The 24,027-nt window shown below is 27.8% G+C and carries 19 protein-coding genes; 18 read left to right on the plus strand and 1 reads right to left on the minus strand.

The window, feature by feature from the left end; genetic code table 11:
* The first annotated feature begins 34 nt into the window (after positions 1-34).
* The 16 genes from mscL (at position 35) to ileS (ending at position 19,321) form a co-directional block, all read left to right on the plus strand.
* Positions 35-406 (plus strand): large conductance mechanosensitive channel protein MscL, encoded by a 372-nt coding sequence (gene mscL / locus AC1XWJ_RS07230; RefSeq protein WP_483335215.1) that lies wholly within the window; start codon positions 35-37, stop codon positions 404-406.
* A gap of 27 nt (positions 407-433) precedes the next feature.
* Entirely contained in the window at positions 434-697 is a 264-nt protein-coding gene (locus AC1XWJ_RS07235) for a SemiSWEET family transporter (RefSeq protein ID WP_483335216.1), read from the plus strand.
* Between the two features lie 348 nt (positions 698-1,045).
* Positions 1,046-1,567, plus strand: coding sequence for a hypothetical protein (locus AC1XWJ_RS07240; protein ID WP_483335217.1), 522 nt, complete (start codon positions 1,046-1,048; stop codon positions 1,565-1,567).
* 142 nt (positions 1,568-1,709) lie between these two features.
* Entirely contained in the window at positions 1,710-2,402 is a 693-nt protein-coding gene (locus AC1XWJ_RS07245) for a sugar transferase (RefSeq protein WP_483335218.1), read from the plus strand.
* Positions 2,403-2,414: 12 nt separating this feature from the next.
* The gene (locus tag AC1XWJ_RS07250) at positions 2,415-3,632 is read left to right on the plus strand and encodes a DegT/DnrJ/EryC1/StrS family aminotransferase (protein ID WP_483335219.1); all 1,218 of its coding nucleotides are present in this window, start codon (positions 2,415-2,417) and stop codon (positions 3,630-3,632) included.
* On the plus strand, positions 3,625-4,635 hold the full coding sequence (locus AC1XWJ_RS07255; protein WP_483335220.1) for a glycosyltransferase: 1,011 nt from the start codon (positions 3,625-3,627) through the stop codon (positions 4,633-4,635). Before AC1XWJ_RS07250 ends, AC1XWJ_RS07255 begins: the two co-directional genes overlap by 8 nt.
* 15 nt (positions 4,636-4,650) lie before the next feature.
* Positions 4,651-5,634 carry a glycosyltransferase gene (locus AC1XWJ_RS07260; protein ID WP_483335221.1) on the plus strand — a complete coding sequence of 328 codons (984 nt, stop codon included), beginning with the start codon at positions 4,651-4,653 and terminating at the stop codon, positions 5,632-5,634.
* Positions 5,635-5,650: 16 nt separating this feature from the next.
* A complete protein-coding gene (locus tag AC1XWJ_RS07265) occupies positions 5,651-6,754 on the plus strand; it encodes a glycosyltransferase (protein ID WP_483335222.1) in 1,104 nt (367 codons plus the stop codon).
* Between the two features lie 13 nt (positions 6,755-6,767).
* Complete coding sequence (locus AC1XWJ_RS07270; protein WP_483335223.1) at positions 6,768-8,162, plus strand: MBOAT family O-acyltransferase; 1,395 nt, start codon at positions 6,768-6,770, stop codon at positions 8,160-8,162.
* A gap of 14 nt (positions 8,163-8,176) precedes the next feature.
* Positions 8,177-9,544, plus strand: coding sequence for an alginate O-acetyltransferase AlgX-related protein (locus tag AC1XWJ_RS07275; protein ID WP_483335224.1), 1,368 nt, complete (start codon positions 8,177-8,179; stop codon positions 9,542-9,544).
* 26 nt (positions 9,545-9,570) lie between these two features.
* Complete coding sequence (locus AC1XWJ_RS07280) at positions 9,571-11,061, plus strand: O-antigen ligase family protein (protein WP_483335225.1); 1,491 nt, start codon at positions 9,571-9,573, stop codon at positions 11,059-11,061.
* Between the two features lie 2 nt (positions 11,062-11,063).
* On the plus strand, positions 11,064-12,581 hold the full coding sequence (locus AC1XWJ_RS07285; RefSeq protein WP_483335226.1) for a lipopolysaccharide biosynthesis protein: 1,518 nt from the start codon (positions 11,064-11,066) through the stop codon (positions 12,579-12,581).
* 5 nt (positions 12,582-12,586) lie between these two features.
* The gene (locus AC1XWJ_RS07290; protein WP_483335227.1) at positions 12,587-13,531 is read left to right on the plus strand and encodes a beta-1,6-N-acetylglucosaminyltransferase; all 945 of its coding nucleotides are present in this window, start codon (positions 12,587-12,589) and stop codon (positions 13,529-13,531) included.
* Positions 13,532-13,540: 9 nt separating this feature from the next.
* Positions 13,541-14,560 (plus strand): glycosyltransferase family 2 protein, encoded by a 1,020-nt coding sequence (locus AC1XWJ_RS07295; RefSeq protein WP_483335228.1) that lies wholly within the window; start codon positions 13,541-13,543, stop codon positions 14,558-14,560.
* A 195-nt stretch (positions 14,561-14,755) separates the two neighbouring features.
* Entirely contained in the window at positions 14,756-16,318 is a 1,563-nt protein-coding gene (locus AC1XWJ_RS07300; protein WP_483335229.1) for an N-acetylglucosaminidase, read from the plus strand.
* Positions 16,319-16,588: 270 nt separating this feature from the next.
* Positions 16,589-19,321 (plus strand): isoleucine--tRNA ligase, encoded by a 2,733-nt coding sequence (gene ileS / locus AC1XWJ_RS07305; protein WP_483335230.1) that lies wholly within the window; start codon positions 16,589-16,591, stop codon positions 19,319-19,321.
* 449 nt (positions 19,322-19,770) lie between these two features.
* Here the strand turns inward: ileS and ung are convergent, their stop codons facing one another.
* Positions 19,771-20,430 carry a uracil-DNA glycosylase gene (gene ung, locus AC1XWJ_RS07310; RefSeq protein WP_483335231.1) on the minus strand — a complete coding sequence of 220 codons (660 nt, stop codon included), beginning with the start codon at positions 20,428-20,430 and terminating at the stop codon, positions 19,771-19,773.
* A gap of 231 nt (positions 20,431-20,661) precedes the next feature.
* Here ung and AC1XWJ_RS07315 point away from each other — a divergent pair, with 231 nt between their 5' ends.
* The gene (locus tag AC1XWJ_RS07315; RefSeq protein WP_483335232.1) at positions 20,662-21,993 is read left to right on the plus strand and encodes a trypsin-like serine peptidase; all 1,332 of its coding nucleotides are present in this window, start codon (positions 20,662-20,664) and stop codon (positions 21,991-21,993) included.
* A gap of 158 nt (positions 21,994-22,151) precedes the next feature.
* Entirely contained in the window at positions 22,152-23,969 is a 1,818-nt protein-coding gene (gene pepF, locus AC1XWJ_RS07320; RefSeq protein WP_483335233.1) for an oligoendopeptidase F, read from the plus strand.
* Positions 23,970-24,027 lie beyond the last annotated feature (58 nt).

The following is a 24,027-nucleotide window of genomic DNA, read 5'->3' on the forward strand; positions in this document are numbered from 1 at the left end:
TTATAATTTATTATTATGAAAGGAATACGTTATTATGTTAAAAGAATTTAAAGAGTTTGCCTTAAAAGGTAACGTTCTTGATTTGGCTATCGGGGTAATTATCGGGGCTGCTTTTGGGAAAATTGTATCATCACTAGTATCTGATATCATTATGCCTATTATTTTGTTATTATTCCCAACTAAACCAGATTTTACTGCTTTAAAATGGAATGGTATTTCATATGGTAATTTTATCCAAACAGTAATTGACTTTTTAATCGTGGCAGTTTCTATCTTTATTTTTGTCAAAGCTATCAATACAGCTAAAGACAAAGTAGCTAAAGAGGAAGAAGTTGTTGAAGAAGCTCCGCAAGTCGATACAAAAGAAGAGTTACTTAAAGAAATCCGTGACTTATTAAAAAAATAAAAGAATTTTAGTGCGAAAGGAAATCTTATGTCTGAGAAAAACGAAAAGATATTAGGATGGATTGCAACAACATTATCAGTTTTAATGTACGTTGCCTACATTCCACAAATAGCTAACAATCTTAGCGGAAATAAAGGAGATTTTATTCAGCCATTAGTAGCTGCTGCAATAAACTGTACTTTATGGGTATCTTACGGATTATTAAAGAAAAATAGAGATATACCTTTAGCCGCTGCTAATGCGCCCGGAATTATATTCGGTATTGCGGCGGTATTAACAGCGATATTATAAAATTTATTTTAAGCATTTTACTTGTGTAAAATGCTTTTTAATTTATTAGTATTAAAATAAATTAATACAAAATTATCGAAATAATTATTATAACTAAAATATAATTAATAATTAAGTTGATAATAATTATCGTTATTTTTAAAATTTATTTTAATGAAAAAAGGTGTTTATTCTAAAATAAATAGCAATATATTCGTACAAAAGCTGATAATATCATCATGGAAAACGCAATCAAAATAAAAAAAAAAAAAATAACTATTTTTTCATACTAGTTGTTGACTTTTATTTTAATAAGTGATAATATGTGAGTATAAAGAATATTGACAAATTGAAAGGAGATACTTTATTATGAAAAAGAAAGTATTATTATCAGTATTAGCAGCTGGGCTAGTATTACCATCAGCTTCGGTATTAGCTGAAAGACCAAGTGATGAAGAATTAAATAAACAAACTGAATCAGTTTTAAATGCTAGTAAAGAAAAGCAAAGAAAAGACTCTTTAGCAGCAGCTGAAAAAATTGTTGTAGAATACCTAGCAGCTCATGAATCAGATATTTTAGCAGAAGCATCTAAATTCCCTGAGGTAGTAAAAGCGCAAGCAGCTCTTGATGAATTTATTTACTCAGGATATGCAGGTCATGACTACCTAGAGAAAAAAGAAGCTTTGGAAAAAGATTTAGCAACAGCTAAACAAGACGCGTATAATGTAGTTTATAAAAAACATTATGATAGTCTTTTAGCAACTCAATTAGGAGAAAATGTTAAAGTTGAAGAAGGTAAGGATCCAGAAGATGTAACTAAAGAAGCTGGAAAGGCTAAATCAGGAAAAGATGGAAGCAAAGTTTTACCAAAAACTTCAGCAGTTAAATAACTAACGTTTAGAAATTTTAGGATAATACGATTTATTATATCGTATTATCTTTTTTATTTTCTTATTAGTTAGTATGATAGCTTTTCATTTAATATCAATGTATGTTATAATTAAAAGATATTATAACGAGAGTGAAACTTTTATGAAAAAATTAAACGAATTAGATAGTAAATTTCAGAATGAAGAAGTAAAATACTATTATAATATTTTAGAAAAAAAGAAATTTTCTTTATTATCAAAAATTATTTTCGATAAAATAATGGCTTTTATACTGTTGGTTATTTTATCGCCAGTTTTAATATACATTGCTATTTGGATAAAATTGGATAGTCCGGGCGAAGTTTTCTATCGTCAAAAGAGAATTACAACTTACGGCAAAGAGTTCAAAATTTATAAATTTAGAACTATGGTCAAAAATGCAGATAAACTTGGAAGTTCAGTAACATTACAAGATGACCCTAGAATAAGTAAAGTTGGGAAAAAACTTAGAAATTTACGAATAGATGAACTCCCACAACTAATAAATATTTTGCTAGGAGATATGAGTTTTGTAGGGACTAGACCTGAAGTAGCTAAATATGTAGATAGATATAGTTCTAAAATGTATGCAACTCTTCTTATGCCAGCGGGAGTAACTTCAACAGCTAGTATAACATACAAAGATGAAAATGAAGAGTTAGACAAGTATTTATTAGACGGTATGAATGTAGATGACGCTTATGTTCAGAAGATTTTACCGCAGAAGATGAAATACAATCTTGAATATATAGAAAATTTCAGTTTTCTAAATGATATAAAAATAATTATTAACACTTTAGTAGGAGTTTTGAAATAATAGGAGAACAATATGTCAAAATTAAATATACCATTTTCGCCACCAGATATTACAGAAGAAGAAATTGCAGCAGTAACAGAAGTTTTAAAATCGGGGTGGATAACAACTGGTCCAAAAACAAAAGAATTAGAAAGTAAATTATCAGAATATATGCAGACACCTCGTACAGTATGTCTTAATTCAGCGACTGCGGCATTAGAGTTAACACTTAGAGTGTTAGGTATAGGAGACGGTGATGAAGTTATAGTTCCAGCTATGACTTATACAGCGTCTTGTAGTGTAATTTATCACGTAGGAGCAACACCGGTACTTGTAGATATCCAAAAAGATGGCTTTGAAATGGATTATAGTAAATTAGAAGGTGCTATAACTAACAAGACAAAGGCTATTATTCCTGTTGATTTGGCGGGTATACCTTGTGATTATAACAAATTATTTGAGATTGCCTTTAATAAAAAAGATTTATTTGTAGCTAACTCAAAATATCAAGAATTATTAGGAAGAGTAGCTATTGTAGCGGATTGTGCACACTCTTTAGGTAGTGAGTATTTTGGAAAGAAAGCTGGGAATATTGCAGATTTCAGTTCATTTTCTTTTCACGCAGTAAAAAACTTTACAACAGCAGAGGGAGGATGTGTAACTTGGAAAGATAACCCTAACATTGATAATGATGAGCTTTATAAGGAATTTCAAATATATTCTCTGCATGGACAGACTAAAGATGCTTTAAGTAAGATGCAAGCAGGATCTTGGGAGTATGATATTGTTATTCCGGGATACAAATGTAATATGACTGATATTGTGGCTAGTATTGGACTTGTTCAGTTTGTTCGTTATCCTAAACTATTGCAAAAAAGATACGATATAGTAGATATGTATGATAAAGGTTTTTCTGGAACTAACATTGTACCACTAAAGCACAAAGGAACAAATTATATATCATCACATCATCTTTATATAACGCACGTGTCAGGTATTAATATTGAACAACGAAACGAAATAATTAAGAGATTAGCAGAATTAGGAATTAGTGCGAACGTTCATTATAAGCCATTACCGTTACTTACAGCGTACAAAAATCATGGTTTTGATATAAAAGATTATCCTAATGCTTATAGTTATTATGAAAATGAAATAACTTTACCTTTACATACTAACTTATCAACTAATGATATTGAATATATAATAGAGAATTATAAGGGAATAGTGGCAGATGTTATTAATGGATAAAACTTTATCAAATAATGAAGAATTAATTAGTGTAATAATACCTGTATATAATGTAGCTGATTATTTAGAAAGATGTGTAGATTCATTAATTAATCAAAAATATGTTAATTTGGAAATTATATTAGTAAACGATGGATCTACTGATAGTAGTGGTACTATCTGTGATGAATTAGCGAGAAAAGATGACAGAATAATAGTTTATCACAAAGAAAATGGCGGATTGTCTGATGCAAGAAATTATGGAGTAGCTAGAGCGACAGGAGAATATATAGGATTTGTAGATAGCGATGATTATATAAACGAGAATATGTATAGTCATTTGTATAAAGTAGCCAAGGAAACTAATGCAGATATAGTAGAATGCAACGTAGAAAGAGTTTATGCTGATGGTCATACTAGACCAAATTATGTTGGGTCTGATTATCAAAACCTTATAGATTCAAAACAATACCTAAAAGAAATTCTGTCTATGGGAAGAGTTTATGGATCTGTTTGGTGTAAGTTAATAAAATCTCCTTTAGCAAAACAACTAAAATTTGCATTAGGAAAATATTATGAAGATTTATTTTATAATTACGAGTTATTTCAGATAAAAGATTTAAAAATTGCTATTACTAGCGGAAATTATTATTACTATTATATTAGAGAAAATAGTATAACTACTGAAGATTTTAATATTAAACATATGGATATGCTGGAAATTATGAATTTAATTTATAATTTTACGATAGAAAATTATTCTGAATACGAAGAAATAGCATTCACAAGACTAAGTTTTGCTTATCTATCAATTTTCAATAAATTAATAATGGTAAATAATTACAAAAAATTACCAGAATACAGAGAAATTATTAGTTTTTTTGAAAATAATAAATATAAAATTATAAAATGTAAAAAAGCACCTAAATCTCTAAAAATGGCAACTGTACTGTTGTTATTAAATAAAGATGTCTATAAGAAAGTGTTGCTAAGATATAAGAAAAAGGAAATATTAAATAAATAATTTAGAGGTAAATTTATGAGTAATAATAAACTTGTAAGTATAATAGTGCCGGTATATAATGTTGAACAATACGTAGAAAAATGTGTCAATTCAATAATAAATCAAACTTATAGTAATTTAGAAATTATATTAGTAAACGATGGCTCTACTGACAGTAGCGGAGCTTTATGTGATAATTTAGCCAAAAAAGATGATAGGATAACAGTTTATCACAAAGAAAATGGCGGTTTGTCCGATGCTAGAAATTACGGAGTATCAAGGGCAACAGGAGATTATATAGGATTTGTAGACAGTGATGACTATGTACATAAAGATATGTACAAACATTTATACGAAACAATAACAAAAAACAATGCAGATGTAGCGGAGTGTAGCTTTTTTGTCGTCTATAATGACATACCGACAAGTTATTATAATAGTGAAGATTACTGTATAACTTTGGACAAAGAGGGTTATTTAAAAGAATATCTTAGTATGGAAAAAATATATGGAGCTGTCTGTTGGAAACTTATAAAATCAGAAATTGCCAAACAAATAGAATTTCCAAAAAATAAATTTTATGAAGATGCTTTTTATACTTACGAATTAATTCAGATTGCTAATAAGTATGTCATAACTAATAAGGAACTTTATTATTATATTATGCGTGATGGGAGTATAACTAATATGAATTTTAATGAGAAACATTTAGATAATATAGAAATTGCAGAGAAATTTGTTGATTATGTTACTGATGACTATCCAAACTTAATAAGTTATGCGAAATCTAAAGAAATGTATTCATACTTTTCGGTGTTTAACAAAATACTAGAACTTGATAATTACAAAGAGGTTAAGAGCTATGAGAATATTAGAAGATATTTTGTAGAAAATAGATTATCTATATTGAAAAATAATGTAATTTCAAAAAGCAGGAAACTGTCTTCTTTTATTATAGGGATTAATACACCTATTTACAGAAAAATTTTAAAAATTTATAAAGGAAAAATTAGGCAATAAATTAAGGATAAATTTTATGAAAAAAAGAGTATTGATTGCTATTCCTTCTTTTTCAAGTGGAGGAGGAGCGGAAAAAATATTATCAAACATTCTAGTTAATGGAAATTTTGAAGATTATAGTATAGATGTTGTAGAGATATTTAGAGGGGATAAAGGATTTGAAGAATTGCCGAAAGGTATATCGGTTGTAAATTACTATAATTCGTACAAGTATAATAAATTATTTCAATTATTTTTAAATCAATTTGGGAAGCTTTTTCCTAATTTGTTAAGAAGATATTTAGTTAAACATGATGATTATGATGTTGAAGTATATTTTGAAATAATGTATCCAGATATGCCATTTTCAAAAAGAAATATAAAGAAAATATCTTGGATTCATGGAAGTATAGAGGATTTTAATTTAGATAAATATTTTTGGAGAAAACAAAGATATGAAAATTATCTGGAAAGTTCGAGTAGTATTGTAGCTATTTCCAAAAAAACAATGCAATCAATTATAGATGTTTATCCTAAAGTTGCTAATAAAGTTAATTTAGTTTATAATGGGTATAATTTTGCTAATATATATAGCTTGGCTGAAAAATCTAAAGATGAGTATATAGCCAAAAACTCTATATGTTCTATTGGAAGAATAGAGAAAGAAAAAGGATCTGATAAATTGATAGATGTCTTATTAAATATACATAATAAAGGATATAAATACCATTTATACTACATAGGAACAGGCTCGGAAGAAAAAAATATAAAACAAATGGTAGCTGATTACAATTTAGAAGAGTACGTACATTTTTTAGGTTATCAAAAAAATCCATACAAATACTTAGTTGATATGAAATGTTTATTATCAATGTCTGAGAAAGAGGGATTTCCTGGTGTAGTAGTTGAGGCTTTAACTTTGGGAGTTCCGTTTGTGTCCACTAATGTAGGAGGAATTGAAGAATTATCATCTAATGGAAAATACGGAAAAATTATTTCTAACGAAGAAGAAGCGGCAAATAGCGTCATAAAATATATAGAAAATATAGAAAATATTAATCAAGAAGAAACAAAAATGTTTATAAAGCAATTTGATTTACAAGAACAAATATCTAAATTCAAAGAAATAATAGAATATTAATGAGGAGGACATTATGGCTTTTACTACAAGTCATTTTATATTTGCGTTTTTACCTTTGTCGGTATTAATATATTATATTTTGAATTTTTTTAAGAATAAAAGTTTATTGAATATATACTTAGTGATAGTGAGTTTAGGTTTTTATGCCACATCAAGCATAAGGTCTGCATTATATTTAGTATTTTTTATAAGTATAGTTTATATAGTTGGATATTTTTTAGAAAAGTACAAGAATAAAAATCTTTTTTTATTAAGTTTAATATTTGTTATATTGGTGCTTAGTTATTATAAATATGCAAGTTATGTGATATTACTTTTTAATGAAATTAATTTATTTGATACCATGACAATTTTTGTTCCTTTAGGGATGTCGTTTATTATCTTTGAATCAATTTCGTATCTAGTAGATATTTATACCGGAAAACAAAAAAGAGGAAATATTACAGAAACTTTTTTATTTTTCACATTTTTTCCGAAGATTACTTCTGGTCCGATAGTTTTATGGAGAGATTTTTATTCGCAAATTAAAACTAGGTTCGTATCTGTTGATTTGTTCTTTAGTGGCTTAGAAAGAATAATGATAGGGGTTATAAAGAAGTGTCTTATTGCTGATAATTTAGGACAGGTAGTATTTAACATAACTTCTAGCAATTCATCTGGTATCGATTGGCAAAGTGCACTCTTGGGAGCATTATGTTATTTCTTACAGTTATATTATGATTTTTCTGGATATTCTGATATAGCAATAGGAATTAGTAGGTTATTTGGCTTTAATTTCAAAGAAAATTTTAATTATCCTTATACATCAACTTCAGTAGGAGAATTTTGGAGAAGATGGCACGTATCTTTAGGTACATGGTTTAGAACGTATATTTATATTCCTTTAGGAGGAAATAGAAAAAATGTTTATTTAAACTTGTTTATTGTATTTTTATTAACGGGTATGTGGCACGGATCAACGCTTAATTTTGTATTATGGGGAGTTCTTCACGGATTTGTCGTTATGCTAGAAAGAGCAGTTAGGGATAAGAGTTGGTATATAATTATACCTAGTGTTATAAAGTGGTTTGTAACAATGTTAGTAATTTACTTCACATGGATTATATTTATGTTGCCAACATTTGATGAAGTTTTAATTTATTTCAAATCAATGATAGGTATACCAAATGGTAATATTTATTTTACTTATGAATATTATTTTAACAATAAAATTGTTCTAATAATGGTAGTAGGACTAATAGGAGCCATCATTGGTAAGAGTGGATTTATAAAAATGTTTACTGCTAAGTTGAATAGCACAGTATCTTTTTTATTCCTAAAAGAAGCGGTATTAGTTGTATTCTTTATTCTAGCGATTTTATCTATGGTAAGTTCTAGCTTTACGCCATTTTTATATTTTCAATTTTAGGAGGAAAATAAAGTATGAGAAAATTTAAAATTATTTTTATTACAATATTTTCATCAATTTTATTTATTCCGATAGTCTTTCTAAATTGGGATAAAAATGTAGTTTCTATTATGGATAACAGAAAATTAACAGAATTTCCAGAATTAAGCACTTTTAATAACGAAACAATAGATCAAGCTCTTAATTTTATAGACGATAGAATTTATGGTAGAGAATATTTAATAAATAAAAATACAGAATTAAATGATAAATTGTTTAATTTGATGATTCATCCTATATATACTTATGGGCAAGACGGGTATGTATTTTTCGGAATGTCTGAGAAAAATTACACAGATTATCACACTGCGTTTGCAAATACAATTGTAACCCTTAGAGATTATGTAGAGAGCAGAGGGGCTAAGTTTTATGTTGTTATAAATCCAGAAAAAACATCCGTATATACTAGATATCTTCCTAAAGGAGTGAACTATAATCGGGATTATATGATAAAGATAGAAGATATATTGACTAATAACAATATTGATTTTGTAGATAATACTGATTTGCTTACCGAAAAAAGTTATAGCGAACAAGTGTATAATAAGCAGTATGATGCAGGACATTGGAATGACTTAGGAGCATTCTACGGAGTTAATAACGCAATTAGTTTGATGAAAAAAGATTTTCCAATAATGGATAATTTAACATTAGATAATTTCAATATTAGTTATGAAAAGGAAAACTATTTAGCTGTATCTAAGTTCAAAATTGATGATACAGTGCCTAAATTTACATTGAAAGAAACTAATTTTATAGATTTAACGGACAATTATATTTCTGATGTTGTAGTGGACAGTCAGAATAATATGTTTAGTTATATTAAAAATAATACAGCTAATGCAGAAAATTTAGAAAAAGGATTAGTTTTTCAAGGAAGTTATTTAAATGGAAGATTACAATATTTACAGAATGTATTTAGTGATTATATAGTCGTTCATAATTATCATAATATTTTAAATATGGATTACTACTTTAATATGTTCAAGCCTGATATTGTTGTTTTTGAAGTAGCAGAATATACATTAAATGAAACATACTTCCCTTATGAAAAAATGAAAAATTTACATTTTAATCCTAGCATTAATAATATAAACTATTTTGAAATTGGTAATAAAAAATTAAGTTATAAAGAAGAAAAAAGTAATTTAATTACTAATTTGGCAATATATAATCTAGGAGATGTAGAATACGCATATTTATTAAGTGATGGAGAAGTTTTTGATTTAATAAGGGATAACGATGTATATAAGTTATCAACAGAAAAAGAGTTATCTTCTAATATAGAAGTAATTTACAAAGAAAAGGATAGTAGGAGTTATTACAAAAATTTTTTGAAGTAACCCAATAATTAACTTTAGGAGGAAACATGAGAAAGTTTTTCAATATTGAAACTTTACTAAAATATCCAATAATATTTTATGCTATATATTTTCTATACTTAGTCAGACCTGATTTTAAACTAATAAATCCTAATATAGGAATTTATGAAAGTGTATTCCATTATTTGCTTATGAGTTATGGTCTGGTAATTATTATATACAACTTGATTTATAGAAAATATTTAATAAAAGATTTTAATATAATATGCACCATTATATTGTCTATTTCTATTGCAATAACAATACTTTTAAACTTAGGAACAATTACGCTAGAGTCAATAAAAACTTCTGTATTAACAATATTTTCGATGATTATAATGTTACCAGCTTACAGGATATTAGCAGAGAAGTATAGTAAAGATAAAATATTTAAAATAGTATTTTATCCAACTATATTTATGAAAGTGCTAATAAGTACAATATCTATATTTATGTATTTTTCTAATATTAGTATCTATGTTATAAACCAAGAAACTTTAGATTTTCTTGGAATAAGATATGTAGAAGTTCTAAATGGTAATTTTACCCCGCTTCTTTATGGAATTTATAAAGATCCTAACTATGGTGCTATGTACGGAGTAGCAACCTTTATAGTAATTCTTTATATTTTAATTAGTAACTACGCTTCTTTAAGTAAGATAGAGAAAAGTACGTTGATATTCTTTTTGGTTGTTGAATATATCTTTATAGCTTTTTCAAATTCAAGAGGTGCTTTTTATTCTATTTATTTAGTAGGAGTATTGTTAGTGATTGTCTATCTAGTTAATATAATTTCAAGAAAAGAGTTTAGAAAGAGTCTAAAGAGATTGTTGTTAATAGTTGGAGGAATAGCAATATTTTCTCTAGGTTTTAGTACTGTTCAAAAAGCAGGATTTTATATCTCACAAAGAAGTGAACTTAAGAGCTATATTTGGGTATATGAAAATAATAAGATGACATATAGTTCGTTATCTAATTATAAAAATCTGAGTAGTAGTAAAATAGCAGATGAAAGCCAGATAAAAAATAGAGTAGTTACGGATAAAGAAGATTCAACAGAAGAATTAGGAAATGGACGTTTAACTATTTGGAAAGATGCTTTGAACTTATATAAAAAAAATCCAATATTTGGTATAGGACCTAGTATGCAAAAGATTAATGCGGATAAATATTCAGAATTAAATATTCCATCAATGCAAGAAGGTAGAGCTATGCACAATAGTTACATAAATATCTTGTTGAGTTTTGGAATTGTAGGATTCTTAATTATTGTATGTTGGATAGTTTTAATTTATGGTAGGTTATTTATTAGACAATATTTGATTAGTAAGTTTAATTCTAATTATATTATATTTTATGGTATATTAGTATTGTTGGGAACTTATATGTTTTTAGATGCTGCATTTGTTAATATAACTTATCAACAAATATTTTTTATGTTTTTCACAGGGTATTTAAGTTGTGAATATTATAAATCTTTGACTAATAAGGATAATTAACAATGAGGACAAAAAAAGCTTTTTATAACATTTTAACTACATTAGTATTACAAATAATAACTATTGTATCTGGATTTGTTGTAAATAAATTATTTGTATTATATTATGGATCTAGTATAAATGGTATGGTAGGGGGAGTAAATCAGATTATATCAGCTTTAGTGCTTATTGAAGCGGGAGTAGGGGCTGCTGCTACACTAGCACTATATGATCCATTAAGAGAACGTAATAGTAACAAAATAAATAAGATTTTAGGAGCTACTAAAAGTTTTTATTATCGTTCAGGTGTAATATATATTGCGGTTGTTTTGTTGTTAATCTGGATTTATCCTAAGTTTATATCTAATCAAGTAGATACTTATAGTGTTAGGTTGATTATAATTATATTATCTTTGGGAAGTATTATAGATTACTTTTTCTTTGGAAAGTATAGAGTTCTACTTACCGCTGATCAAAAGTTATATGTTATAAATATTTATCAAGGTATTAGTTTAATACTAAGTATGATAGCTAGTATTTGGCTAATATACAATGGTTATAGTTACTTTATAGTGAAAATGGTGGCAGCTATTATGCTATTTTTTAGATTTATAGCTGTAAAAATTTATATAAATAAAAATTATAATATAGAATTTTCTAAAGATTTTTCTGGAGTTAATTTATCGCAACGTTGGGGAGCGTTTGTTCATCAAATAGCTACAGTTGTGGTGTTTAATACAGATGTAATTGTTATAACTTTGTTTGGTGGTGCCACTTCACTTATCTTAGCAGGGGTTTATGTAGTATATAATATGATTTATACAGCATTATCAAATCTTGTAGGTTCAATAACTAATGCTCTCGTGCCTAGTTTTGGTGATTTGTTATTAGAAAAAGATGATTCAAAACTATATAATATTTTTTCTAATTTTGAATTTTTAGTTTTCTTTATAATATACTTTATATATACTTGTTTTACCGTTTTGTTAGGACCTTTTGTTAAGGTATATATGCAAGGTGTTACAGATGCAAATTATAATGACAAAAATCTAGTTATTTTGTTTGCTATAATGGCGGTGTTACAATCTATTAGAATACCTAGCAATACTATGATAGGAGCTAGGGGGCATTACAAAGAAACACAATGGCGTGCTATTTTAGAAGCGACTATAAATATTGTCGTATCTATTATTTTAGTAAATTATATTGGAATATACGGAGTTCTAATAGGGACAATAGTATCATTTTTATATAGAAGTATAGATATGATAATTTATAATGATAAATATATTGTCAATAATACTTTGATGCGTACTATAAAAAGAATTTTATTAAATACAGTTAGTATGATTTTTATAATATATATATTTAGTAAATTTAATGTAGATATTTATAGTTACTTAGATTGGATATTATACGCATTAGTAGTGTCTGTTGTTGTATTTGGGTATTATTTAGTATTAAATTATATTTTTGAGAAAAAAGAAATAATAAAAGCGTACAATATAGCAACATCTATTATGCGAAAAAAAGGGGAATAAATTCTATGAAGCAAGCTTACTTAATTACCGCACATAATAAATTTGAACAATTAGAATATTTAATAAGATGTTTAGATAATATAAATCACGATATTTATATATTTATAGATAAGAAAAGTGATATCTCAACTGCTGTGGAGAATAATTTGATAAATTCTGCAAAATATTCTAAGGTATATTTTACTGAAAGAATCCCAGTATACTGGGGAAGTCCTTCGCTGATTTATGCAGAGTTAATTTTGTTTGAGGAAGCATTTAAGAAAAATAAATATAGTTATTATCATTTGCTATCTGGAGTAGATTTACCTTTACAAAGTAGTGAATATATATATAACTTCTTTGAAAATAATCCTAACAAAATATTTATTACTAACGTAGCTGATGATATATATTATAGAAATAAAATTTATCGAAGAATTAAGTATAAGCATTTGTTTCCAAATATTAGCGAAAGAAGTTTTAAAAGTTCAGTATTAAAAATATTAATAAGAAAATATAGAAGAATAGAAGAAGTTATACAAAAAATAATCGGTATTGATTATAGAAAAAAATATAAAATTGGAAATGGGTATGCATCTAATTGGCTTAGTTTAGATGATGATACTGTGGAAATATTAATAAAGGACATTCCGAATATAAAGAAAATATATAAAAATACTTTAATAACGGATGAGTTATTCATCCCTATATTTTTAAAGAAAAATAATTTAGAATATAAGATATATCATCAAAATAAATGGAGTGGTCTTAAAGGAGAATTCCAAGGGAATTTGAGGTATATTAATTGGTGGGATGGTTCTCCTCATACTTGGACAGATTCTAAAAAAGATATTGTTCAACTTGATTATGCTATAGAAACGGGACATTTATTTTCAAGAAAGTTTGATTTGGAAAGATACCCGAAATTAAAAGATTATATTGATAAAAGAACAAAATTAACGAAATCGTAGGAGATTTTTATGCTAGTTTCAGTAATAGTAGGTTTGCTAAATGAAGAAAAATATTTACCGAGATTAATAACTGATTTTTTAAATCAAACGTACCCTAAAGATAAAATAGAACTTATCTTTATAGATGGTATGTCTACGGATAAAAGTTGGCAAATATTAGAAAATTTTAAAAATAACAATTCAGATTTTTATAATATTTTGTTGTTGAAAAATCCTAAAAAAATATTATCAGCAGGAATGAACATTGGTATTAAAGAATCTTCTGGAGAGTGTCTGTTGAAGGTCGATTGCCACTCGCATATAGCTAATAACTTTATTGAAAGTAATGTTTCCGTTATTAAAAGCGGAGAATATGTATGCGGTGGTCCTAGACCCAACATAATAGAGAATAATGATAGTTTCTCAAAAACATTGTTGCTTGTTGAGGAAAATATGTTTGGTAGTGGGATAGCTAACTATCGTAAAGAGAGTAAAGTTAAGTATGTAAATTCTGTATTTCAAGGTATGTATAGAAGAGAAGTTTTTGAGAATGTAGGATTGTTAGACGAGCTAGTTGGGAGAGTGGAGGACAATGAACTTCACTATAGAATTAGAAAATATGGTTATAATATAAGATATAGCAACATAATTTACTCTGAACAATATACTCGGACAAAACTTCAAGGAATGCTTAAGCAAAAATATAGTAATGGGTATTGGATAGGTAAGGTCAGTCATGTTTATCCGAAATGTTTTTCGATATTTCATTATGTTCCATTTTTATTTGTTATATCAATAATAATTTCTTTAATATTGAGTATTTGGACTAATGTATTTTTATTGCTATTATTTGGTTTATATGGCATTGTACTATTTTTAGTAACTTTACTGACAATAGTTCAAAATCAATTTAATATTTATAGTTTTTTAATACCTTTCTTTATATTTTTCGTTCATATATCTTACGGTGTTGGAACAATGATTGGGCTTATAAAAGGTTTTAAATGGAAAAATTGGTACAAAGCTAATCATAATTTAGAATACTTATAATTTGATAAAAAATAGATTGTTGTAGAAATTACAACAATTTATTTTTTTATCTGAGGAAATTATGTAATTAGATTATTTATTTAGTAGAAGTTTTGTAAAGAAATTTTAATATAAATAAAAAATATCTGTTATTAATATATGTCAATCTGTATGCTATAATCATTTTGGATTTATAATTTATTTAGGAGATATATAATGAATATTAAAAAATTTAAGAAAATATTGCTAACTTTGTCTGTAATGAGTGCCCCTGCAATTGTGGCGGAAGTTATAGATAATAATATAGCGGAAGCAAATTATAGAAGCGGTATAATACAAGAAAACGGCAAAAAATACTTGTACAAAAATGGAATAAAACAATCAGATGTACTAGAAACAATAAACGGAAAACAATATTACTTTGAGCCAGCAGGCTGGGGAAGTAATATGGCAATAAGCAAATGGTCAAGAAGTGAGAAAACAAACACTTGGTACTATAGTGATGCTAACGGAGTAGTAACAAAAACACAATCAGATTCACCGTATGCCCCACAACAAAAAAATGGAATAGTAACAGAAAATGGCAAAAAATACTTGTACAAAAACGGAATAAAACAATCAGATGTACTAGAAACAATAAACGGAAAACAATATTACTTTGAGCCAACAGGGTGGGGAAGTAATATGGCAATAAACAAATGGTCAAGAAGTGAAAAAACAAACACTTGGTACTATAGTGATGCTAATGGAGTAGTAACAAAAACACAATCAAGTTCTCCATATTCTCCACAACAAAAAAATGGGATAGTAACAGAAAATGGCAAAAAATACTTGTATAAAAACGGAGTAAGACAATCAGATGTACTAGAAACAATAAACGGAAAACAATATTACTTTGAGCCAACAGGGTGGGGAAGTAATATGGCAATAAACAAATGGTCAAGAAGTGAAAAAACAAACACTTGGTATTATAGTGATGCCAATGGTGTGGTAACAAAAACACAATATAGTTCGCCGTATGAACCACAACAAAAAAATGGGATAGTAACAGAAAATGGCAAAAAATACTTGTATAAAAACGGAGTAAAACAATCAGATGTACTAGAAACAATAAACGGAAAACAATATTACTTTGAGCCAACAGGGTGGGGAAGTAATATGGCAATAAACAAATGGTCAAGAAGTGAAAAAACAAACACTTGGTACTATAGTGATGCCAACGGAGTAGTAACAAAAACACAATATAGCTCGCCTTACAATAATAATACTTCGTCAAGCACTACCCCTACTATAAAAACTTTCCAATATAAAAATCTAAAAACTACTACAAATTACACTGCTGAAGAACTTAATTCTATTATACGTCAAATGGGTGGTTCTAGTAGTAAGTTATTAAATAAAGGAGCAACTTTTAAAGAAGCAGAAAGAAGATATGGAGTTAATGCACTTTATCTATTATCACATGCAGCTTTAGAAAGTAATTGGGGAAGAAGTAGAATAGCTATTGATAAAAATAATTTCTTCGGGATAGCTGCGTATGATCATAGCCCTTATGAATCTGCTACTAAATTTGATGATGTAGATGCAGGTATTTTGGGTGCAGCTAAATGGATTAATAATAGATATTTGATAGGGACTGCATTTCCAGCAAGAGGAGCATATCTTGGAGATAAAAGTGGCGGTATGAATGTATATTATGCAACTGATCCAGAGTGGGGATACAAAATTGCTAGAATAATGTACAATATAAATGAAAAATTAGGACGTAGAGATAGATAAACGTTATAAAATAGTCAATATTTACTTGATAATTTTTAGAAAATATAATATAATTAAATAAATTTTAGTAAAGACACGACTTTTTAATGTTAATTATTTAGAGAGAAACTGGTTGGTGAAAAGTTTTAATTAAGTTTTATAAGTTATCACTTTACGAATAAAATAAATATGATTAATGAGTGCTCTTGAATTGAGTTAATAGAGGTGGTACCGTGAAGTATATTCGCCCTCTAACTTGATTCGAGAGTTTTTATTTTGAAAGGAGAAAAAATGGTAGAATTAAAAGATACTTTATTAATGCCGAAAACAGCTTTTCCGATGAGAGGAAATTTACCTAATAAAGAGCCTGAGTTCTTGAAACGTTGGGATGAAATGGATTTATATAGAAAAATCTTGAAAAAGAATGAAGGACGTCCTACTTATGTTTTACATGATGGTCCTCCATACGCTAATGGTAATATACATATGGGGCACGCTCTTAACAAGGTGTTGAAAGATTTTATAGTTAAGTATAAAAATATGAATGGCTATCTATCTAACTATGTTCCAGGTTGGGATACACACGGATTACCTATTGAGCAAGTTTTGGTTAATAACGGTGTTGATAGAAAATCGATGCCTGCTAGTAAATTTAGAAATAAATGTAAAGATTATGCATTAAAGCAAGTTGATAAACAACGTAAAGATTTCAAAAAATTGGGAGTTATAGGTGATTGGGAAAATCCTTATATAACACTAGATCCTAAGTTTGAAGCAGAACAAATTAGAGTTTTTGGAAAAATGGTGGAGAAAGGTTATATTTATCGTGGATTAAAACCTATTTATTGGTCGCCGTCATCAGAATCTGCCCTTGCTGAAGCAGAAATAGAATATCGTGATCATACATCTCCATCTATCTTTGTAGCTTTTGAATTGATTAGTGATACAGAATTATTAGAAAAAGGAACAAAACTTGTAATTTGGACTACTACACCTTGGACGTTACCAGCTAACGTAGCGATAGCTGTAAATAAAGAATTTGTTTATCAAGTAGTATCTTATAACGGAGAAAATTACGTTTTTGCTAAAGATTTGGTAGAGAAATTAGCTGAAGATTTCGGTTGGGAAAATATTTCTTTAGGAAAAGAAGTTACTGGTAAACAACTAGAGAATTTGGTATGTAAACATCCATTTATTGATAGAGAGTCTTTAGTTGTTTTAGGAGATCACGTAAGTCTTGATGCCGGTACGGGATTAGTTCACACTGCGCCTGGGCACGGAGTAGATGACTATGAAGTTGCACATCTACAATATAAATTGCCAGTAATTTCTCCTGTTGATCATCAAGGTATTTTGACAGAAGAAGCTGGGGAATTTGCAGGAAAATTTGTGTTTGATGCTAATAAAGATATTATAGCGCGCCTTAATGAATTGGGTGTATTACTAAAACAAGAAAATATTGTTCACTCATACCCACATGACTGGAGAACAAAAAAACCTATTATCTTTAGATCAACACCACAATGGTTCTGTTCAGTAGAATCATTCCGTACAGAATTGTTAGAAGCTGTGGATATTACTAAATTTTATAGTGAATGGGGAAAACCTAGACTTTATAATATGATTCGTGATCGTGGAGACTGGGTAATTAGTAGACAGCGTGTTTGGGGAGTTCCAATACCAGTATTTTATGCAGAAAATGGACAACCTATATTAGATGCAACATTAATAGAGCATGTAGCCAAAATTTTTGAAGTTGAAGGGTCAAATGCATGGTTCTACAAAGAAGCTAACGAATTATTACCAGAAGGATATACACATCCGGATAGTCCAAACGGAATATTTGTGAAAGAAATGGATATTATGGATGTTTGGTTTGATTCTGGAACATCTCATCAAGGATGTTTGGCTGTTAGAGAAGATTTAACTTATCCGGCAGATTTATATCTTGAAGGAAGTGATCAATATCGTGGTTGGTTTAACTCATCATTAATCAATTCGGTAGCAATTTCTGGACAGGCTCCATACAAAGAATTAGTTTCAGCAGGATTTGTTATGGACGGAAACGGGCATAAAATGAGTAAATCTCTAGGAAATATAATTTCTCCTAACGATATAGGTAAACAAATGGGTGCAGAAATTATACGTCTTTGGACAGCTAGTGTAGACTATACTCAAGATGTTCGTATATCTAACGATATATTAAAACAAGTTACAGAAACATATAGAAAATTAAGAAATACTTATAGATTTTTATTAGGGAATTTATATAACGGAAATTTTGATCATAGAAAAGACTTACTAGATTATGATGATTTAACAGAACTTGATAAATATATGTTAATTAAATTCGAACAAGTAGTAGCAAAAATGTTGAATTATTATGAGAACTATCAATTTAATAATGTGATGAATGAACTTACGAATTTCTTTAATGTAGAATTATCTTCATTCTATTTAGATTACGGAAAAGATATTCTTTATATTGAAGATGAAGCTTCATATATTCGTCGTAGTATGTTGACAGTTTTATACACTATTTTGGACAAAACTGTGAGATTAATTGCTCCGATATTATCATTTACAGCAGAAGAAATCTATGATAATATGCCTCACAAAGAAGCAGAGTCTATTCACTTAACAGATTTCCCTAAAGTCAATTTGATTGATGACAAACAGTTAGAAGATAAATGGGATAAATTATTAGAAGTTCGTGATGATGTACTAAAAGCATTAGAAGAAAGTCGTAATCAAAAAGTTATCGGTAAATCATTAGAGGCTAGTGTAGAAATATATAGCAAAGATGCTAATTTAGTTGAATTATTGAAATCAGTTGATAATTTACATCAATTATTTATTGTAAGTAAAGTAGATGTAAAAGAGAACGATGGAAAAGACTATGATTATGCTACAATTTTAGTAGATAAAGCTAACGGAGAACGTTGTGAAAGATGTTGGAATATTGTAGAATCACTAGATGAAAATGGTCTTTGTCCACGTTGTGAAAAAATTCTAAAAAAATAATTTAATATTAACTTCATTTAAATAACATAGTATAAAATAATATTATGTTAGTAGAGATGCTAACATAAGCTATAAAACTTAATAATTTTTTTCATAATAATAAAGCCTCCTAAAACAGTGATTAGGAGGCTCTCCTTTTGCAATAATTTAATAAATACAAAAAAAAGGAGAAAGGCGTATCTTTTGATACGCCTATTATTATGAAAAAAATTAAAATAAGTATGTTCGGTATAATAAGATTTTACATCTTGTTCCTTAAATATACTTTAAAATACGAATTAAAATACAGAAAGTTTTGAATGGTATTTTTGAAATAAATTGTACGAACATAATTTGAATTCTGAAAAGGAGAAAGGTGTATCATTAGATACACCTTATTATTTATGAAAAAAAATTAAAATAAGTATATTTGGTATAATGTAATTTTATAACTTTAACTTTAATTCTACTTAAAAATTCAAATTAAAATCAATTTCTTTTTTGTTTACTGATTTTAAATAGTTATTTGTTCTAGAAAAAGGTTTGCTACCAAAAAATCCTCTGTATGCAGATAGGGGGCTAGGGTGAGCAGATTCAATAATAAAATGTTTATTTTTATCTATTAGTCCTTTTTTACTTCTAGCAAAACTTCCCCAAAGTATAAATACAATATTATTACAATTATTAGAAATTTGTTTAATTATATAGTCAGTAAAATCTTCCCAACCAATATCTCTATGACTTGCAGGAGCATTTTTTTGGACAGTTAAGACCGCATTTAAAAGAAATACTCCTTGATTATGCCAAGATTGTAAATTTCCAGATGATGCAAAGGGGATTCCTAAATCATCTTCTAATTCTCTGTAAATGTTTATTAAACTTTTTGGTAATGGAACTCCGTCCTTAACAGAAAAACTAAGTCCACACGCTTGATTATCATTATGATATGGATCTTGACCTAAAATTACAACTTTTATATCATCTATTCCTAAATCGAATACTTTAAATACTTCATTTTTAGGAGGAAATATTGTAACATTTTTTCGTGCTTCGTTAATTTTATCTACTACGTTTGCTAGATTTTTTCTATTAGGGTAATTTTTAAAAATTTCTTTCCATGAACTGTGCATAATTTTTCTCCGTAACGATACAATATATAATTAGCATATCATATATTTTTTTTAATATCCAGTTAGAAAGTATAAAAAATATCTAATAATGTTTCTATAAGAAAACTTTATATTCTTTAGTGAAAAAAGTTGACATTTGAGAAAAAATATTGCATACTTATATTGAAGAGAAGATATAAAAATGCTAGCTACAATATCTATCTCTTTAAATATTAAATTAAGGGGTACAATATGAAGAAAAATACGATGTATATAGGGACAATACTATCAACATTACTTATATCTAATCAAGCTTATGCAATGGATAGTACTAATAATGATAGTACAAAAAAAGAAGATGTTTCTCTTCCTTCTATCAATGAAAAAAGCATAATTGATAACTCAGATAAAAAACTAGATACAAATAATCCTAGTATTGATAATTCTAAAGATAGTTTGTCTGAAAATAAGAAAGATAAAACAGAAGAATCTTCTGATGATAATTCAAATAAATTTGAATTACATGAGAAAAAAAGTTGGGAAGAAATTGATGAAAGTGAAAAACAGGATATACCTAAAGACGATAATTTAGAAGATGATTATACAACTCCTGTTAGAACGCCTAATTTAAGTCCTTATCGTTCGTCAGTTCAATTAAGATTAGATTATGGAGATTATAAAGGACAAAACAAATCTCTAAGAAAATCTTATGGAACAGGGACTGTGATAGGGGATAATTATGTTTTGACTGCTGGTCATGTTATAGCTGCTGATGGTAGAGATAGTATTGCAACTGGAGGAAAAGTTGTTTCGGGTATAAAGGATAAAAATGGTAATTATATAACATTCGAGATAGAAAAAGTTATACCATTTCCTAAATGGCTAACAGCTGATAAATTTAGTGAAAGATTTCATTATGATATAGGTCTTGTTAAAGTTAAACCAAATAGTGAAGGAAAAACTATAGGAGATGTTCTAGGTATAATTAATGTTAATAAATTGAACACTGATAATATTGGGGAAAAAGTTATTAGTGCAGGATATCCGGTTTACTATTTAAGAGAATACAAATTTACACAATGGTACACAAAAGGTAAAGTTGTTGATGTAGATGAGTACTACTATAATACAGACTTTTATACATCAGGTGGAAATTCAGGGGGTGGACTAATAAATAGTAAGAACGAACTGATAGGGGTTCTATCTAGAGGAACTATAGATAATTCTATATATATGAGAATGCGTCCGCTTTTCCTTAATTGGTTAGAAGAAAATGGAGTTAAACTTGCTGATACTCCGCAAGTAGAGCAAGAAAAAAATAAAAAACCAGATGCAAAGCAGGATCAAAGTAAAGATAATAATCCTAATACAAATAAAGATGAGAAATCTACAGAAAGTAATTCAACAGGTAAATGTTCTAATGTTACACAAATTAAAAATGACGGAAAATCTAATAATGTAGAAAATAATAAAACTAAGAAAAACTTATCTAATACAGGTCAAACTACTACTGTGGCATACGGTATTTTAGGAGTAGCGTTATGCTTAACTTCTGTAATGTTATTTAGACGTCTGAAAAAATAAATATAAAACAAAAAGTATTTAAAGTATTTTTTCTTTAAATACTTTTTTGTTACATTAACTCATTGCTAAGAGAAAAAGAAACTAAAAATTTTAAAAAAGTATAGCATTTATATTTGTGATATTTTATAATTAAGAAAATAATTAATATTGGAGGATTTATGAGCGAATTGAAATTAGTTGATCGAAAAGATGTTGAAGAAAAATATACGTGGGATATTAGTTTGATTTACAAGAGTAATGAAGAGTTTCGTAGTACTCTTGAAAGTCAAAAACAAAAAGTAAAGAAATTTAAGGAAGTTTATGAAAATATTCCATTTGATTTGGATGTTATGGATAAAGCTATTAATGAGTTTGAATTTATTATTGAAGAGTCTAATAAATTGGGGCATTATGCTTTTCTGCCGATGACTGTTGATAGATTTAATAAAGCAGCTATAGAAAATGAAAGTTTATATAATACTTATAAAACTATGGAAGCTTCTAACTTGAGTTTTTTTATGAGTAAATTATACAGTTTGAATGATAATATTTTAGATGAATTTGTAGAAATTAAGAGACCTGATTTGAAATATTATTTTGAAAAAATAAAAAATAATAAAAATCATACACTATCCAAAGATGCAGAATCGGTATTGGCGACATTAGATAGCTTACCTGATTTCTATAATTTATATGAAATAACTAAGTTTGAAGATATGAATTTTGATAGTTTTGAAGTTGATGGAAAACTTAGAGAAAATAGCTATGTTCTTTATGAAAATTTATATGAAATGGATAGAGATAAAGAAGTTCGTCGTAAGGCTGCAGAAAGTTTCTACAAAACTTTAAACAATTACAAAAACACTACTGCAAACGAGTATATTTCTCACGTAAAAAAAGAGAAAGCTATTGCTACTATGAGAGGGTTTGACAGTGTTATAGACTATCTTCTTGCTGAACAAGATGGTAATCGTGAACTTTATGATAGACAAATAAAAGTTTTGATGTCGGACTTAGCTCCGCACATAAGAAGATATATTAAATTATTATCTAAAGAACATAATATTTCAGATATGAGTTTTACAGATTGTAAAATAGATTTAGATCCTGATTATGAGGTAGATATGTCTATTGAAGAATCAAGAGATTATTTAAAGAAAGCATTAGCTGTTTTGGGTGATGACTATTTAAGTTTAATTGATGAGAGCTATGACAATCGTTGGACAGATTTTCCGCAGAATAAAGGCAAGTCTACTGGAGGATTTTGTTCAACAGTACCTAATATAGCTGGTTATATTTTATTGTCGTGGACTGGAAAAATGAATGAAGTATTTGTATTAGCTCATGAGCTAGGTCATGCTTATCATTTTATGAGTACTGGGAAGCATCAAAGTATGTTAAATTTTGATTGTCCTTTATATTTTGTAGAAGCTCCTTCTACTTGTAATGAAGTTATAGTTTCTAATTATTTGTTGAAGACTAGTGAAGATGCTGGGTTCAAACGCTGGGTAATAAGTAATATGATAAGTAAAACATATTTTCACAATATGGTAACTCATTATCTTGAGGCGGTATATCAAGATAGAGTTTATAAAAAAGTTGATAACGATGAATTTTTGAATGCAGACGTTTTATCACAAATAAAGAAAGATGTTTTAACAGAATTTTTTGGAGATAGTTTGGTAATAAATGATGGAGCAGAGTTCACTTGGATGCGTCAACCACATTATTATATGGGACTATATCCTTATACTTATTCTTCAGGGTTAACTATAGGTACTTCGGTAGCTAATAAAATAGAGAAAGATCAATCAGTTGTGGAAAAATGGTTAACTACTTTATCAAAAGGTAGTAGTATGTCAGCTCTAGAATTAGCGAAATTAGGAGGATGTGATGTCTCGACAAATGTTCCTCTAAATGATGCTATATCTTATGTAGGATACTTAGTTGATGAGCTTTATAAACTTACAGATGAAATAAAAAAGAATACAAAATAAGAATATGTTAGTATAGGTTATGGATAGATAAAATTGTTAGATAATAAGAAGTCATCGT

Source organism: Gemelliphila sp. 1F1, from assembly GCF_056897515.1.